Origin of the sequence: Bradyrhizobium jicamae (genome assembly GCF_018130695.1) — a bacterium.
Taxonomy (GTDB): Bacteria; Pseudomonadota; Alphaproteobacteria; order Rhizobiales; family Xanthobacteraceae; genus Bradyrhizobium; species Bradyrhizobium jicamae_B.
In genome coordinates, this window is the sequence record NZ_JAFCJX010000053.1 from 16,294 (window position 1) to 31,464 (window position 15,171).

Here is a 15,171-nt window from a genome sequence, read left to right on the forward strand (position 1 = left end):
GAGCCTTGTCGATCGTGCGGAACGGAACATTCAATCGAAAGCCGCTGCTGGCGCTGCTCGTGCTCGCGCCCAGCATTGCCGGCTGCTCGGGGGCGTCCGATCTGATGTCGCGCGACACCGAATGGTTTGCGCGGCCCGGCCGCGTGTTCATCCGCAACATTTCGATCGAATCTCCGCCATTGACCCCGACCAAGCCGGTGACCCCGGATGAGCTGGTCAGCGCCGATGGCGGCTGTCCGGGCATGGGGCCACCGCCCGGTGCCGCCGACGCCAACGCGCTTGCCGACACCGCCAACGCGCCGCCGCCGCAGACCGGCGGATCCGTCGCCCTCGGTCACACCGAATGCGACGTGGTGCGCGGTATCGGCGCGCCTGACAGGGTCGAGCTGTCCACCGGACCGGGTGGCCAGCGCGTCGCCGTCGTCACCTATGCGCGCGGACCGCGTGCCGGCATCTACACGTTCAGTGCGGGCCGATTGTCGTCGGTCGAACGCGGCGCCGATCCGGTGCCGGAGCCCAAGGCCGCCAAGCCGAAGGCGAAGAAGAAGCCGGCGGCGAAGCCCGCGGCGACTTCGAACGGTTAACTCGCCGCCTCATCGTCGAGCGCGCTGGCTTCCAGCCACTCTTCCTCGGCACGCTGCAGCGCGCTTTCGGCGCCGGCGCGGGCCTTGCTGAGCTGCGCGGCCTGCTTGGGATCGCGCGTGAAGATGTCGGGGAGGGCCAGCGCGGTATCGATCTTGGCGATGATGCCGGTGATGCGCTCGATCTCGGCTTCGGCCTGTGCGATGCGCTGCTTCGGCGACACGCGCCGCTCGCTTCTGGCGCGCTCGGGCTTCGGCGTGTCTTTGGCGCGATCGCGCGATGCGGTCGGGCCGCTGTCCGCCGACAGCACCATCCTGCGGTACTCGTCGAGGTCGCCGTCATAGGCCGAGACGGTCTGGTTGGCGACGACCCACAGCCGGTCGGCACAGGCCTCGATCAGATAGCGGTCATGCGAGACCATGATGATGGCGCCGGGGAATTCGTTGATGGCCTCCGCGAGCGCCGCGCGGCTGTCGATGTCGAGATGGTTGGTCGGCTCGTCCAGGATGATCATGTTGGGCGCGAAGAAGGTGGCGAGCCCGAGCAGCAGCCGCGCTTTCTCGCCGCCCGACAGGCTCTTCACCAGCGTGTCGCCGGCCTTGCCGGAGAAGCCGATCGCGCCGACGCGGGCGCGGACCTTGCTCTCCGGCGTCTCCGGCATCAGCTTGCGGATGTGATCATAGGGCGAGGCATCGAGGTTGAGCTCGTCGACCTGATGCTGCGCGAAATAGCCGACCGACAATTTGTCGGCGCGGGTGACCCGGCCGGAGAACGGCGCAAGCTTGCCGGCGAGCAGCTTGACCAGCGTCGACTTGCCGTTGCCGTTGGCGCCGAGCAGGGCGATGCGATCGTCGGTGTCGATGCGCAGCGTGACGCGATTGAGCACCGGCTTGCCCGGCTCATAGCCGACCGAGACGTCGTCGACCGCGATGATCGGCGGTGACAGCATCTTCTCCGGGGAGGGGAAGCTGATCTCGTGCACATCCTGCGTCACCAGCGCGGTGATCGGCTTCATCCGCTCGAGCATCTTCACGCGGGATTGCGCCTGACGGGCCTTCGAGGCCTTGGCCTTGAAGCGGTCGACAAAGGCCTGCAGCCGCTGGCGCTCGTCGGCCTGGCGCTTGGCATGCTTGGCATCGAGCAGCTCGCGCGCGGCGCGCTGCTCCTCGAACGAAGAGTAGGTGCCCTTGTAGAGTGTGAGCTTGCCGCGATCGAGGTGAAGGATCTGGTCGACCGAGGTGTCGAGCAGATCGCGGTCATGGCTGATCACGATCACCGTGCGCGGATAATGCGCCAGATGATCTTCCAGCCACAACGTGCCTTCAAGATCGAGATAGTTGGTCGGCTCGTCCAGCAGCAGCAGATCGGGCGCGGAGAACAGCGTTGCGGCGAGTGCGACGCGCATGCGCCAGCCACCGGAGAATTCGGCGCAGGGCCGTGCCTGATCGGCCGTGGAGAAGCCGAGGCCGGAGAGGATCGCAGCCGCGCGCGCCGGCGCGGAATGGGCGTCGATGTCGACGAGCCGGGTCTGGATCTCGGCGATCCGGTGCGGGTCGTGCGCGGTCTCGGCCTCGCGCAGCAGCGCGTCGCGCTCGATATCGGCCTTCAGCACCACATTGATCAGGCTCTCCGGACCATCAGGCGCTTCCTGGGCGAGGCTGCCGATCCGCCAGCGCGGCGGCAGGTTGATCTGGCCGGACTCGGTCGGGATCTCGCCGCGGATGGCATGAAACAGCGTCGACTTGCCGACGCCGTTGCGGCCGACAAATCCGACGCGCGCGCCGGGCACGATCTGCACCGAACTGTGATCAATCAGCAGCCGTCCGGCGATCCGGATCGAGATGTCAGTGATGGAAAGCATCCGGCCTTGTCACCGGAGCAAGGAACAAACGCAACCCCATCTGTGGGTCAAAATATCGGGGAGCCGGACGACAATGAAACCGCGACAGGGCCGGATATCGGCCGATGTCCCCAGTCCGCGTCGGTATCAGGCGTGCTCGCGTTCGCGACGGCGCAATTCGTCCATGAGCTGCTGCAGATGGGAGGTTAGTCCAGGTTCAGGCCGCATGCTCTGCTGCAGCCGTTCGCCAACGGCATCGCAAATCGAACGGCAGGTCTTGTGGTCGATTTCATCAAAATCGCGGCTGCTTTGGGCAATCATGGCGTGGCTCTTCGGCGAGTTCCGCCTCGCAGTTCGAGTGAGTTGTGCCGGATTAAGTCGCAAATCGGATTTTGGTTTCCCGGTCGTGGGGCAGCCATGCACGCAGCCGGAAGGTGTGGCGGCGAACCCGCCAAATGGTTCCGCGCGCCACGAAAAAAAGCCCCGGCGCAAGGCCGGGGCTGCAGTCAGGGGAGGCACGTCAAATCTGTTCAGTAGCAGCGGTTGACCAGGCGATAGCGGGGTCCCCAGGGCGTCGCGACCAGGCGCTGCACATAGCAGCCGCCGCCGCCGTAATAGGCGGGACCACCGACGACGACACGGGGGCCCCACCAGCCGCCACGCCAACCACCGCCATGCCAACCACCATGGTAGCCACCCCAGGCAGAGGCGGAGGTCGGCGCCAGCGCGGCGCCCAGCGCGACCGCGGCAACTGCAGCAAGCGAGAGTTTGCGAAACATGATCGTCTCCTCGAGGTTTGGCGCTTTAACGAAGCGCCGGCGGTGATGTCCCGGGATGTCCTGCTCGCATGTCGGGTCGGCGAACCAGGGCGTCCGATTGGGTCAAAGCCTACGCCGCGACAGCTGAACGGCGGCGCGACGGCGCTTGCAGAATGGGTTCACAATCGTGAAATTGTTGTAATTCATCGGATTTTGCGCTTCATCCCGCGTTCGGCCGGGCAGGCGGTTCTGGGCGGTAAAACCCCTCGAAACTTAGGGATAACGCGGCACCGGGTCGCTTGCCGTCCTGCGACGGCGTCGATATAAGCCCGGCAACTCCCAACCAGCCTTTGCAAGGACCAAATCATGGCGATTGAACGCACTTTCTCGATCATCAAGCCCGACGCGACGGCGCGCAATCTGACCGGTGCGGTCAACGCCGTGATCGAGAAGGCGGGCCTGCGAATCGTTGCGCAGAAGCGCATCCGCATGACCAGGGAACAGGCCGAGACCTTCTATGCCGTCCACAAGGCGCGGCCGTTCTTCGGCGAGCTCGTCGAGTTCATGACCTCGGGCCCGGTCGTCGTGCAGGTGCTGGAAGCCGAGGGCGCCATCGCCAAGTACCGAGATGCGATGGGCGCGACCGATCCGTCCAAGGCGGCCGACGGCACCATCCGCAAGCTCTACGCCAAGTCGATCGGCGAAAACTCCGCTCACGGTTCGGATGCTCCGGAGACCGCCGCGATCGAGATCGCGCAGTTCTTCTCCGGCAACGAGATCGTCGGCTAATTCAACTGGGGTGAGCGGCAAGACTTCGCCGCAAGGGGCGGCCGCACGGCCGAGAAGGACGACCTGTGGACTGGCTGTGGCAGATCTTTGATCCCGCGAACATCACGACGTTCATCGCCCAGTTCAAGGCCGAGATGGCGACGACGACCTTTTGGGTCGCCGTCGGCAAGATCATCTGGATCAATGTCCTGTTGTCCGGCGACAACGCGCTGGTGATTGCGCTGGCCTGCCGCGGCCTGGCGCCACGCCAGCGCCTCTGGGGCATGATCTTCGGCGCCGCCGCGGCGGTGTTGCTGCGCATCATCTTCACCGGCATCGTCGCGACGCTGATGGAGCTGCCGTATCTCAAGCTGGTCGGCGGTCTCGCGCTGATTGTGATCGCGGCCAAGCTGCTGGTGCCGGAGCAGGAGGACGAGGACAGCGTCGACGCGGCCTCGCATCTGTGGGCGGCGGTGCAGATCGTCGTCGTCGCCGACATCGTGATGAGCCTCGACAACGTCATTGCGGTGGCCGCGGCCGCCAATGGCAGCGTGCCGCTGCTGGTGCTCGGCCTTGCGATCAGCGTCCCGCTGATCGTCGCCGGCGCCGCGCTGATCATGGCGTTGCTGACCAAGCTGCCGGTCCTTGTCTGGGCCGGCGCCGCGCTGCTCGGCTGGATCGCCGGCGACGTGATCGCAACCGATCCGGCGGTTTACCCGCGGCTCGAGGCGTTCTTCGCGACAGGACTCGGCGCGAGGTTGGATGGCGTGCTGGCGGCCATCGGCATGGCGCCGAAATTCGGTCACGGCGGCACGGGCCCCGAGATCGTGCTCGGCATCCTCGGCATCCTCGCGGTGCTGATCGCCGGCTCGATCTGGCGCAAGCGCGCGCTGCGCAAGGAAAAGCACGCCGCAGCGGTGTAAGCCAGACGACGTCTGCTAAAGCGTTTTCAAGCGAAGTGGAAACCGGTTCGCGTCAAGAAAACGCGTCAAAAAAAAAAAGGAAGCTAGAGCTCCGTTCCGATTCCATCGGAACGGAAACGGCTCTAGCGACCGACAAGATGTCGGGCTGCGCCCATCACGACCTGGCTATAGGCGCCGTGGTTGAACTGGGTGTCGACGGCCCACAGAATTCCGACCGCCATGAAGGCTGCAATGATTCCCCTCATGAGGGGGAGAACGTCTGCAGCTTGCTCAGGTTCCGTTCCCGGCCGTGCCGAGCAGGGCGAACGTTACCGGCGAACGATGGACCCCGCGCGTCCCACAAGGCGCGCGAGCTGCTTGAAGCGGCTGCCGACGCGGTCGGCGACGAGATCGACCATGCGGTGCTCGAACACCAGCATCAGCTTGCGGCCCTGGGTGCGGAAATGCGTCGCCGGCAGCACGCCGGTGCGCGCCGCCGAAATCAGATGCGCGACGCGGAAGGCGGCGCCGAGCACGCGGGCGCGCTCGTCCATCGCCGGCGGCACCAGCTCGCGGATGTTCGGCGGCGGCTCGTTCTCTTCGCTCAGGCCGGCATAGCGATAGAACACCGACAGCGCGACGAAGGCGCGGCCGGTGTGGCTGATCGAGCCGAAATTGCCGTTCATGATCAGGCTCAGCGTTTCCTCGCCGCGATGATCGGGATGCACGCGCCAGCCGATGTCGGACAGCAGGCAGGCGACGTGGCGCAGCCGTCGATCCTCCTCGGTTTCGCGCAGCCTCACCACCCGCGCCAGACGATCGGTCCAGGCCGACAGCTCCTCGGCATGGCGCGCCGAGCGCGACAGCAGTTCGTTGAGGTCCTGCGCCGCGCAGACCAGACCGTCCTTGCCGCGCTCGGACTGCGGCAGCATCTCGTAGAGCAGGCCTTCGCGCACGCCGAAGGTCGAGAACACGATGGTCTTCGGCTGCGCGACGCGGATGATGTGTTCGAGCACCAGGGCCGCATAGGCGAGGAGCGGGCGGCGCGCATCGGCCACCGCCTCGATATTGGCGAGCGTGTTGGTGGCCGCGAGCCGCCGCAGCCGCTGCGCGAAGTCGAGCGCGTCGGCGGCCGGGATCGAATAGCCGTGCATCACCTTGAGCGGATAGCCGCTCTGGATGATGTGGATGCGCGCCAGCGCACGCCAGGTGCCGCCGACGGCATAGAACGTGCGGCCGCGGCCGGCGCGCAGCTGGCTGACGCCGGACAGCTCGTTCCTGACGATGCGCTCGGCCCGCTTGAGCGATTTGTGCGAGAGGTCCTGCAGCGCCAGGCTGCCGAGCGGCAGCGTCACGCCGCTGCGCACGCGGTTGCCCTTGACGTCGATCAATTCCAGCGAGCCGCCGCCGAGATCGCCGACGATGCCGTTCGGATTGTGCACGCCGGAGACGACGCCAAGCGCCGACAGTTTTGCCTCGCGCGGGCCGGAGAGTATCTCGATTTTCGCGCCGCAGATGCGCTCGGCCTTCGCAATGAAGTCAGGGCCGTTCTTGGCGTCGCGGCAGGCGGCGGTGGCGATGGCGTAGACGCGGCCGACCTGCTGGATCCTGCACAGCGCGCGAAACCGCCTGAGCGCCGTCAGCGCCTTGTTGACGGCGTCGGTGGCGAGCAGGCCGGTGCTCTGCACCTCGCGGCCGAGGCCGCACAGCGCCTTCTCGTTGAAGATCGTGATGAGGCTGCGCGCCAGCGTCTCGTAGACCACGAGACGAACCGAGTTCGAGCCGATGTCGATGACAGCGACGCTGGAAGCGCGCTTCCGGGGCCGCTTCACCGTGAAGTCCCCTTATGACGACGGCTGCTGTTGCTGTCGCTCGTTGCGACGCGTGAGTCGGCGTGGCGAAGATTCCTTGAGAGACTTACCACGGCCGGACAGACTCGGATTGGTCATGAAGTAGTTGTGCAGATTGAACGGCTCGTCGCCTTTCGCGGCCTTCATACGCGTTGACGATCCGTCCGGCAACAATTGCCAGCTCTGCTCATTGTCCTTCAGGTTCGCGACCATGATCTGTTCGAGAACCTGCTGATGTACCGTCGGATTTTGCAGCGGACAGAGCACCTCGACGCGGCGGTCGAGGTTGCGCGGCATCATGTCGGCGGACGAGATATACACAGCCGCTTTGGCGCTCGGCAGGCCCTGGCCCATGCCGAAGCAGTAGATTCGGCCGTGCTCGAGGAAGCGCCCGATCACCGATTTGACGCGGATGTTGTCCGACAGACCGGGCAGGCCCGGCCGCAGGCAGCAGATGCCGCGCACCACGAGCTCGACCTGCACGCCGGCCTGCGAGGCCTCGTACAGCGCGTCGATGATGTCGGGGTCGACGAGCGCATTCATCTTCATCCAGATCGCGCCGGGCCGGCCATGCTTCACATGCGCGATCTCGCCATGGATGTGCTCGATGATCCGCTTGCGCAGGGTGAGCGGCGACACCGCCATGCGTTCGATGTCACTCGGCTCGGCATAGCCGGTGATGTAGTTGAAGACGCGCGCGACGTCGCGGCCGATGATCGGATCTGATGTGAAGTAGGAGACGTCGGTGTAGATGCGCGCAGTGACCGGATGATAGTTGCCGGTGCCGGTGTGGACATAGGTGGTGAGACTGCCGCCTTCGCGGCGCACCACCATCGAGAGCTTGGCGTGGGTCTTCAGCTCGATGAAGCCGTAGACCACCTGCACGCCGGCGCGCTCGAGGTCGCGCGCCCAGCGGATATTGGCTTCCTCGTCGAAGCGCGCTTTCAATTCGATCAGCGCGGTCACCGACTTGCCGGCTTCCGCGGCATCCGCCAGCGCGCGGACGATCGGGGAATTGTTCGAGGTGCGATAGAGCGTCTGCTTGATCGCAACGACGTCAGGATCGCGCGCGGCCTGCTGCAGGAACTGCACGACGACGTCGAAGGATTCATAGGGATGGTGGACGACGAGGTCCTTCTGCCGGATGGCCGCGAAGATGTCGCCGCCATGGTCGCGGACGCGCTCGGGATGGCGCGGCACATAGGGGGGGAATTCCAGGTCGGGACGATCGAGGCGGGTCAGCTGCGACAGCTCGTTCATGGCGAGCACGCCGTCGACCAGGAACATCTCGTCATCGGAGGCGGAGAGCGCGTGCTGCACGAAGGCGCGCAGCTCCTCCGGCATCTTGGCTTCCATCTCCAGCCGGATCACCGATCCGCGGCGCCGCCGCTTCAGCGCGGTCTCGAACAGGCGGACGAGGTCTTCGGCCTCTTCCTCGATTTCCAGTTCGGAGTCCCTGATGATGCGGAACGCGCCCTGGCCCTTGACGGTGTAGCCGGGGAAAAGCCGGCCGATGAACAGGCCGGTAGCCTGCTCCAGCGTGATCAGGCGGACCGTGCCTTCCTTGGCGGCGGGCAGGCGGATGAAGCGGTCGATCTTGCCGGGCATGCGGATCAGCGCGTTCATCGCCTTGCCGTCGGCGGTGCGCGCGAGCTGCAGCGCGACCGTGAAGCCGAGGTTCGGGATGAACGGGAAGGGGTGAGCCGGATCGATCGCCAGCGGCGTCAGCAGCGGAAAGATGTTGTGGAGGAAGTGATCCTCGATCCAGCTGCGCTCGGTCTTGGTGACGTCGCGGCCGTCGACCAGCACGATGCCGACCTCGCCGAGCATGGTGCGGAGGTCGCGCCAGATCGCCTGCTGGTCGGAGGCGAGCTGCGAGACGTTCCTGTTGATCTGGACCAGCTGCTCGGCCGGCAGCAGGCCGTCGGGGCTGCGCTCGGGGATGCCTTCGCGGACCTGCGCCTTGATGCCGGCGACGCGGACCATGAAGAACTCGTCAAGGTTATTGGCGGAAATCGACAGGAAGCGGACCCGCTCCAGGGCGGGATGGCCCGGATTGACGGACTCTTCCAGCACCCGGCGATTGAAATGCAGCCAGGAAAGCTCGCGGTTGATGAATCGCTCGGGGCTGCTCGCGATCGCGGGGACGGCCGGCGCTTCTGGTTCTTTTTCTTTGATTTCAATAGCTTGTGCCGAGTCCATGAAGTGTCGATCCAATCCGGTCGTGAGGCTGAGGTGGTCTATCCGAAAGCCGCACGAACCATGTGATATTGCGATGACGTTTCAATGACATTGATGTTCCGCTGGCCCGTGCCGTCAAGCCGCAGGGGGCCGCCCCTGAAGCGTTTTCGAGCGAAGTGGACGCCCGGTTCGCGTGAAGAAAACGCGTCTAACAAGAACCTAGAGTTCCGTTCCGATCCAATCGGAACAGAACTCTAGGCGTCGCGGAACAGCTCGGCCGCCAGTGCCCGTGTGACCGGCCGTCCGAGCCGGAGGGCCTCGGTATCGAGCAGTTCGACCGCCTGCCGGACCGCCACATAGGAACGCTCGATCCGGTTGGTCAGATAGCTGACGACGGCCTCGTCGACGCTCATCTGGCGGTCGGCGCAGAATTTCAGGATCAGCCCGCGGAACAGCAAATCGTCCGGCGGCAGCAGCGTCACAACGGGTACGGCGCGCAGCCGCGAGCGCAAATCCCGCAGCTCGATCTCGAAATTGGAAGGCGCAATGCGGGCGGTCATCAGCACGAAGGCGTCGTCCTGACGGGCGAGATTCAGCAGATGGAACATCGCGCGGTCGTCGAAATCGCCGGCCTTGAGATCCTCGACCACCAGCGCGCCGGTGGCGAGCGCGCCCGGCACGGCTTCCGGGCTGACCGCATGCGCCGAGGTGGCGCGCGCGCCGGCCTGCTCGGCCCAGATCGCCGCGAGGTGGCTCTTGCCGGAGCCTTCCGCGCCGACCAGCAGCATGATGCGGTTCGGCCAGTCCGGCCATTGGTCGATCAAGGCGAGCGCGGCCTCATTGGCCGGGCCTTCCAGAAAGTCCTCGCGGGTCAGCCTTTCCTCGTGCGGCAACGCCAAGGCGAGCTGACGAGGCTGAACGTGACCTGCCACCAACAAACTCCGAAAGACTATCTGGCTTCGATGGTGCTCATGTGGCGCACCCACTCGACGAGATAGAGGGAGACCGAAACCAAAGTAAAGACCGTGACGAATCCGATCAGGATCAGGTCGTAGGGACGCGGCTGGAAGCCGAAGCCAAGCGAGGCCAGCACCAGCGCCGCGAAGGCCACCTGCGCCACCGTGTTGAGCTTCGAGACCATCGAGGGCTTCATCGCCACCGGCTTGTCGAACAGCCACGACACGATCACGGCGGAGACGATCATGATGTCGCGCGACACCACGAGGATGACGAGCCAGCGCGGCACAGCGCCCCAGATCCCGAGCGCGACATAGATCGACACCAGCAGCGCCTTGTCGGCGAGCGGGTCGAGCAGGGCGCCGAGCTCGCTCGTCATGTTGAAGCGCTTTGCCAGGAACCCGTCGATGGCGTCGGACACGCCGGCGATCACGAAGATCGCGAACGCGATCTCCATCTGGCTGGAGACGATGGCCCAGACGATCACCGGCACCAGGATGATGCGGGCAAGCGTGATGACATTCGGAATGCTGGTCGGAATACTCAAACGCGTCGATTCCCGGCTACCGGTCTGATTCTACTCGATTTCCGCCTCTTTGGGATGGTCGGGGCAGAAACGGCCGGTGTTATCTACATGGTATAGCATCCGGCGGCCTGCCAGCCATTGCAGGAGCGCGGAATTCCACGTAACCAGCGCCTTATCATCTGGAAATCGGGCATGACCGAGCGCAAAAACGGGCTCACTTACGCGGATTCGGGCGTCGACATCGATGCCGGCAACCGTCTCGTCGACATGATCAAGCCGATGGTGCGGGCGACCGCGCGTCCCGGCGCCGACGCCGAGATCGGCGGATTCGGCGGGCTGTTCGACCTCAAGGCGGCCGGCTTCAAGGATCCGGTACTGGTGGCTGCGACCGACGGCGTCGGAACCAAGCTGAAGATCGCAATCGAGACCGGCATCCACAGCGGCATCGGCATCGACCTGGTGGCGATGTCGGTCAACGACATCGTGGTGCAGGGCGCCGAACCGCTGTTCTTCCTGGACTATTTTGCCTGCGGCAAGCTCGACACCGAAGCCGCCGCCGCAATCGTCGCCGGCGTCGCCGAGGGCTGCCGCGAATCCGGCTGCGCGCTGATCGGCGGCGAGACCGCCGAGATGCCGGGCCTCTACAAGGCCGGTGATTACGACCTCGGCGGCTTTGCCGTCGGCGCCGCCGAGCGCGGCACGCTGCTGCCGAGCGGCGACATCGCGGCGGGCGACGCCGTGATCGGTCTTGCCTCGTCCGGCGTGCACTCCAACGGCTATTCGCTGGTGCGCAAGATCGTCGAGATGTCGGGCCTGGGCTTCGATGCGCCGGCGCCGTTCTCGCCGGTGATGACGCTCGGCGCGGCGCTGCTGACGCCGACCCGGCTCTATGTGAAATCCTGCCTGCGCGCGATCCGCGAGACCGGCGCGATCAAGGGCCTCGCCCATATCACCGGCGGCGGCTTCACCGACAACATCCCGCGCGTGCTGCCAAAACACCTCGGGGTCGGCATCGACCTGGCGCGGCTGCCGGTGCTGCCGGTGTTCAAATGGCTGGCGAAGCAGGGCGGCATCGCCGAGCTCGAGCTGCTGCGCACCTTCAATTGCGGCATCGGCATGATCGCGATCGTCAAGGCGGATGCGGTGGATCAGGTGACGGAGGTGCTCACCGAGGGCGGCGAGACGGTGGCGTTGCTCGGCCAGGTCATCGCGGCCGAGGGCGAGCACCGCGTGGTCTATAACGGCCATCTCGACCTCGCCCTATGAAGCGCCGCGTCGCCATCCTGATCTCCGGCCGCGGCTCCAACATGGTCGCGCTGGTCGAGGCTGCGAAGGCTGTGGATTTTCCGGCCGAGATCGTCGCCGTGATCTCCAATCGCGCCGATGCGCCCGGCCTGCAGCGGGCAAGCGAGGCCGGCGTCCCGACCATCGTCATCGAGAGCAAGCCGTTCGGCAAGGACCGCGCCGGCTTCGAGGCTGTGCTGCAGCGGGCGCTCGACGAGAAGCAGGTCGATTTGATCTGCCTCGGCGGATTCATGCGCTTGTTCACGGCCGAATTCGTGCAGCGCTGGCACGGGCGGATGCTGAACATCCATCCCTCGCTGCTGCCGTCGTTCCCAGGCCTCGACCCGCACGGCCAGGCCCTGCGCGCCGGCGTGAAGCTGTCGGGCGCCACCGTGCATTTCGTGATCCCGGAGACCGACGCCGGCCCGATCGTGATGCAGGGCGCAGTGACGGTGGCCGACGACGACACCGCGGAAACGCTCGCTGCGCGCGTCATCACCATCGAGCACCGGATCTATCCGGAGGCGCTGCGGTTGCTGGCGAGCGGCAAGCTGAAGCTGGAGGGCGATCTCTGCAAGGTCGCCGGCAGCGCCGACCGCGACGCCACGCTGATCTCGCCGCGCACGATCTGATATGGTCCGCTGACGGGCGCGACCGGCGCGCTCCGCAGAATCCGTCGAGGCTTCATGATCACGCTGTATGGCTCCGGGCCCAATTTCGGCCTTCCCGACGCAAGCCCATTCGTGACCAAGACCGAGACCTTGCTGCGGATGTCGAAGCTTCCGTTTGAGAAGGCGCTGATGAGCTTTTCGAAGGCGCCGAAGGGCAAGATTCCCTACATCGAGGACGGCGGACAGTTACTCGGCGACTCCACGCTGATCCGCTGGCACCTCGAAAAGAAATACGGCATCGACTTCGACGCGGGCCTCAACGCCGAGCAACGGGCCATCGCCTGGGCGTTCGAGAAGATGGCGGAAGACAATCTGTACTGGGCCAGCGTCTATTTCCGCTGGATGATCGATGAGAATTTCCGCAAAGGTCCGCTCAATTTCTTCAAGGGCGTGCCGGCACCAGTCCGGCCGGTCGTCGTCTCGATGATCCGCCGCCGCCTGCGCAAGACCTTGCACGGGCAGGGGCTCGGCCGTCACTCCGCCGATGAGATCACCGCGATCGGTATCCGCTCGATCGACGCGATCGCGGCCTATCTCGGCGACAAGCCGTTCTTCATGGGTGACGCACCAGCCGGCATCGACGCCACGATGTTTGCCTTCGCGATCAGCGGGCTTTGTCCGCTGTTCGACTCGGATTTGCAGCGGGCGGCCGCGGGCCATGACAATCTGCGGCGATATGTCGGGCGAATGACCGCGCGATTCTATCCGGAGCTCCGCGAGATCGCGGGCTGCCAGGCGGCAGCCTGAATCCAGGGCAGGGCAAAATCCCCCGGGGTGATGCGGCCCGGGGGTGATGTAGCCCTCGCAGATCGTGACGAGGGTTAGTGGACCTTGAGGTTTTCCGCGGATGCCTTGCCGCGGTTTTCCACCAGCTCGTATTCGACGGTCTGATTTTCGTTGAGTGTCGACAGTCCAGCGCGCTCGACGGCGGAGATATGGACGAACACGTCCTTGTCTCCGACGGCAGGCTTGATGAACCCGTAACCCTTGGTCGGGTTGAACCACTTGACGGTACCCTTCGGCATCGCCTCTCTCCCAGTCTTGTTCTAGCTATAAAAAAGACGCGGCCACGCTTTCCGCGTGCCACGCCACAAACGGGCTTTCCGATGCCTGCTCGATTCCGGAATCGCTAGGTCCACAGACTTCAAGTCCGGAGTCTTCAAGTCCGAAGTCTTGTCGTGCTTGGATATCAACGTCGAGAAGCGCACAGTCAGACGGCCACAATCCGATTGTCCGGATATTGCAACACGAAATTGCCATGCAGGCAAGCATTTGGCATGCCTCGGTATTTTGGTGCAGCGGCGCCACAACCTGTGGCACACCGACAACAACGCGGTGCATTCCGCCCGCGGGCGGCCCAACACATTGACGTTGCGCGTGAACTGGGGGCAAATCGGCACGAGTTGAACCGGATTTGCGCATTCCACTGGCCTCCGCGCTTGTCCTCCGTGGGTCCTTGTACGTTTCTTGTAAGTTTTCTTGCACGTTTTCTTCGGACTGGAACGCATGCGCCGCTCACCGTGCCCTTCGCGAGCAGGAACGACCCGGTCCGGTCGCGCGCTGCTGCGTGTGGTGGTCGCCGCCGCGCTGTTCGCATGCATGCTGGTGCCGGCCGCGCATGCCCAGTCGCCATCGCCGTCTCCGACCCCTACGACCACGCCGAGCCCGACTCCGACGCCGACGCCGAGCCCAAGTCCGACTCCAAGTCCGACCCCGAGCCCGAGTCCGACCCTCATCAACTCCGCAGTCTCGGCGAATGCGACGGTCGCCAATCTCGGCAGCAATTTCCTGGAGCGGCTGAACAACCAGTCGACCAACGGCTTCAACCGTCTGGCGCGCAGCAACCCGCTTGGCGGCGGCGCTTCCGAGAGCATGGACACGCCGACCTACCGTACCTGGTTCGAGGGCTACGGCATCTCGACGACAAACGGTCCGCTCGGCGGCTATGTCGGCGACAGCCGGAAGACCTGGGGCGGCGTGGCCGGGATCGGTGCGCGGGTCGCGCCCGGCTTCAACGTCGGCTTCTCCGTCGATCAGAGCCACACTGACATCGACGTGCCGCTGGCGCTGCAATCGGCGACCATCGATCTCACCCAGTTCGGCTTCAATGCCTCGCTCGACAGGGGACCATGGACCTGGGCGGTGGCGCTGGTGCACGGCTTCGGCAAGATCAACTCGAGCCGCGACACCGGGCTGGGCTTTGCGAACGCGGGCTACAACGCCCAGCTCGACGGCGCCATCAGCGAGATGAGCTACTACTGGGACAAGGACCAGTTCCGCATCGTGCCGAAGGCCGCGCTCGAATATGTCCATGCGCGGACCGGCGCATTCCAGGAATTCGGCGGCTTCGCGCCGATCTCGGCGACCGGAGCGACCGTCGACCGGATGCGCGTGCTGGTCGGCGCGGAGATCGGGCGTTACTGGATCGTCGACAAGGCGATCGTCGACGTCTCAGCCTATGGCAAGCTGGTCGACAATCTGATGCAGAATTTTGGCAATACGACCGTGACGCTCGGCGCCCAGACCATTACGCTGCAGGGCATCGGCGAGAGCCAGTACGGCGCCGACGCGGGCGCGGCGCTGTCGGTCAGCGTGAGCAAGACGTCGCGGTTCTACATGAATTACGACGCCAAATTCCGCGCCGCGATGCAGTCGCATCAGGGCACGGTCGGCTACGAGTTCAAGTGGTAGTGCCGGCGAGGCCCGGGGCTGCATCCTTCGAGACGCACCGCTTGTGCGGTGCTCCTCAGGATGAGGTCTAGAGCATGATCCGGAAAAGTGTGAAGCGGTTTTCCCTCGCGACAAACGCCGAAGGCGTTTGCGCGGAGATCATGCTCAAACAAAGACCTAAA

The 15,171-nt window shown here is 65.2% G+C and carries 15 protein-coding genes; 7 read left to right on the forward strand and 8 right to left on the reverse strand.

Annotation, left to right across the window (positions count from 1 at the left end; all coding sequences use genetic code 11):
- Positions 1 to 5: 5 nt before the first annotated feature.
- A complete protein-coding gene (locus JQ604_RS40400; protein ID WP_249159401.1) occupies positions 6 to 584 on the forward strand; it encodes a hypothetical protein in 579 nt (192 codons plus the stop codon).
- Here JQ604_RS40400 and abc-f read toward each other — a convergent pair.
- From abc-f to JQ604_RS40415, 3 genes are all read right to left on the reverse strand, one after another.
- Complete coding sequence (gene abc-f / locus JQ604_RS40405) at positions 581 to 2,443, reverse strand: ribosomal protection-like ABC-F family protein (RefSeq protein WP_212366340.1); 1,863 nt, start codon at positions 2,441 to 2,443, stop codon at positions 581 to 583. The genes JQ604_RS40400 and abc-f overlap by 4 nt on opposite strands.
- Before the next feature lie 126 nt (positions 2,444 to 2,569).
- Positions 2,570 to 2,743 (reverse strand): hypothetical protein, encoded by a 174-nt coding sequence (locus JQ604_RS40410; protein ID WP_212366341.1) that lies wholly within the window; start codon positions 2,741 to 2,743, stop codon positions 2,570 to 2,572.
- Between the two features lie 209 nt (positions 2,744 to 2,952).
- Positions 2,953 to 3,201, reverse strand: coding sequence for a sulfur globule protein precursor (locus JQ604_RS40415; protein ID WP_212366342.1), 249 nt, complete (start codon positions 3,199 to 3,201; stop codon positions 2,953 to 2,955).
- A gap of 345 nt (positions 3,202 to 3,546) precedes the next feature.
- Here JQ604_RS40415 and ndk point away from each other — a divergent pair, with 345 nt between their 5' ends.
- On the forward strand, positions 3,547 to 3,969 hold the full coding sequence (gene ndk, locus JQ604_RS40420; protein ID WP_212366343.1) for a nucleoside-diphosphate kinase: 423 nt from the start codon (positions 3,547 to 3,549) through the stop codon (positions 3,967 to 3,969).
- A gap of 65 nt (positions 3,970 to 4,034) precedes the next feature.
- Positions 4,035 to 4,871 (forward strand): TerC family protein, encoded by an 837-nt coding sequence (locus JQ604_RS40425; RefSeq protein ID WP_212366344.1) that lies wholly within the window; start codon positions 4,035 to 4,037, stop codon positions 4,869 to 4,871.
- A gap of 308 nt (positions 4,872 to 5,179) precedes the next feature.
- Here JQ604_RS40425 and ppx read toward each other — a convergent pair whose 3' ends face one another.
- From ppx to JQ604_RS40445, 4 genes are all read right to left on the reverse strand, one after another.
- A complete protein-coding gene (gene ppx, locus JQ604_RS40430) occupies positions 5,180 to 6,682 on the reverse strand; it encodes an exopolyphosphatase (RefSeq protein ID WP_212366345.1) in 1,503 nt (500 codons plus the stop codon).
- A 12-nt stretch (positions 6,683 to 6,694) separates the two neighbouring features.
- Complete coding sequence (locus tag JQ604_RS40435) at positions 6,695 to 8,902, reverse strand: RNA degradosome polyphosphate kinase (RefSeq protein WP_212366346.1); 2,208 nt, start codon at positions 8,900 to 8,902, stop codon at positions 6,695 to 6,697.
- A 233-nt stretch (positions 8,903 to 9,135) separates the two neighbouring features.
- Positions 9,136 to 9,813, reverse strand: coding sequence for a DnaA/Hda family protein (locus JQ604_RS40440; protein WP_212366347.1), 678 nt, complete (start codon positions 9,811 to 9,813; stop codon positions 9,136 to 9,138).
- Between the two features lie 17 nt (positions 9,814 to 9,830).
- Complete coding sequence (locus JQ604_RS40445) at positions 9,831 to 10,385, reverse strand: CDP-alcohol phosphatidyltransferase family protein (protein ID WP_212366348.1); 555 nt, start codon at positions 10,383 to 10,385, stop codon at positions 9,831 to 9,833.
- Positions 10,386 to 10,556: 171 nt separating this feature from the next.
- Between JQ604_RS40445 and purM the strand changes: the two genes are divergently transcribed.
- The 3 genes from purM to JQ604_RS40460 are packed head-to-tail and all read left to right on the forward strand — an operon-like array spanning position 10,557 to position 13,066.
- Positions 10,557 to 11,630, forward strand: a complete 1,074-nt coding sequence (purM, locus tag JQ604_RS40450) for a phosphoribosylformylglycinamidine cyclo-ligase (RefSeq protein ID WP_212366349.1) — start codon at positions 10,557 to 10,559, stop codon at positions 11,628 to 11,630.
- Positions 11,627 to 12,280: a phosphoribosylglycinamide formyltransferase gene (gene purN / locus JQ604_RS40455; RefSeq protein WP_212366350.1), complete on the forward strand. Its 654-nt coding sequence runs from the start codon at positions 11,627 to 11,629 to the stop codon at positions 12,278 to 12,280. Before purM ends, purN begins: the two co-directional genes overlap by 4 nt.
- A 54-nt stretch (positions 12,281 to 12,334) precedes the next feature.
- Positions 12,335 to 13,066, forward strand: coding sequence for a glutathione S-transferase family protein (locus JQ604_RS40460; protein WP_212366351.1), 732 nt, complete (start codon positions 12,335 to 12,337; stop codon positions 13,064 to 13,066).
- A gap of 74 nt (positions 13,067 to 13,140) precedes the next feature.
- Here JQ604_RS40460 and JQ604_RS40465 read toward each other — a convergent pair whose 3' ends face one another.
- Entirely contained in the window at positions 13,141 to 13,344 is a 204-nt protein-coding gene (locus JQ604_RS40465) for a cold-shock protein (protein WP_021079877.1), read from the reverse strand.
- A gap of 481 nt (positions 13,345 to 13,825) precedes the next feature.
- Between JQ604_RS40465 and JQ604_RS40470 the strand changes: the two genes are divergently transcribed.
- Entirely contained in the window at positions 13,826 to 15,010 is a 1,185-nt protein-coding gene (locus JQ604_RS40470; RefSeq protein ID WP_212366352.1) for an autotransporter outer membrane beta-barrel domain-containing protein, read from the forward strand.
- The last annotated feature ends 161 nt before the right edge of the window (positions 15,011 to 15,171 follow it).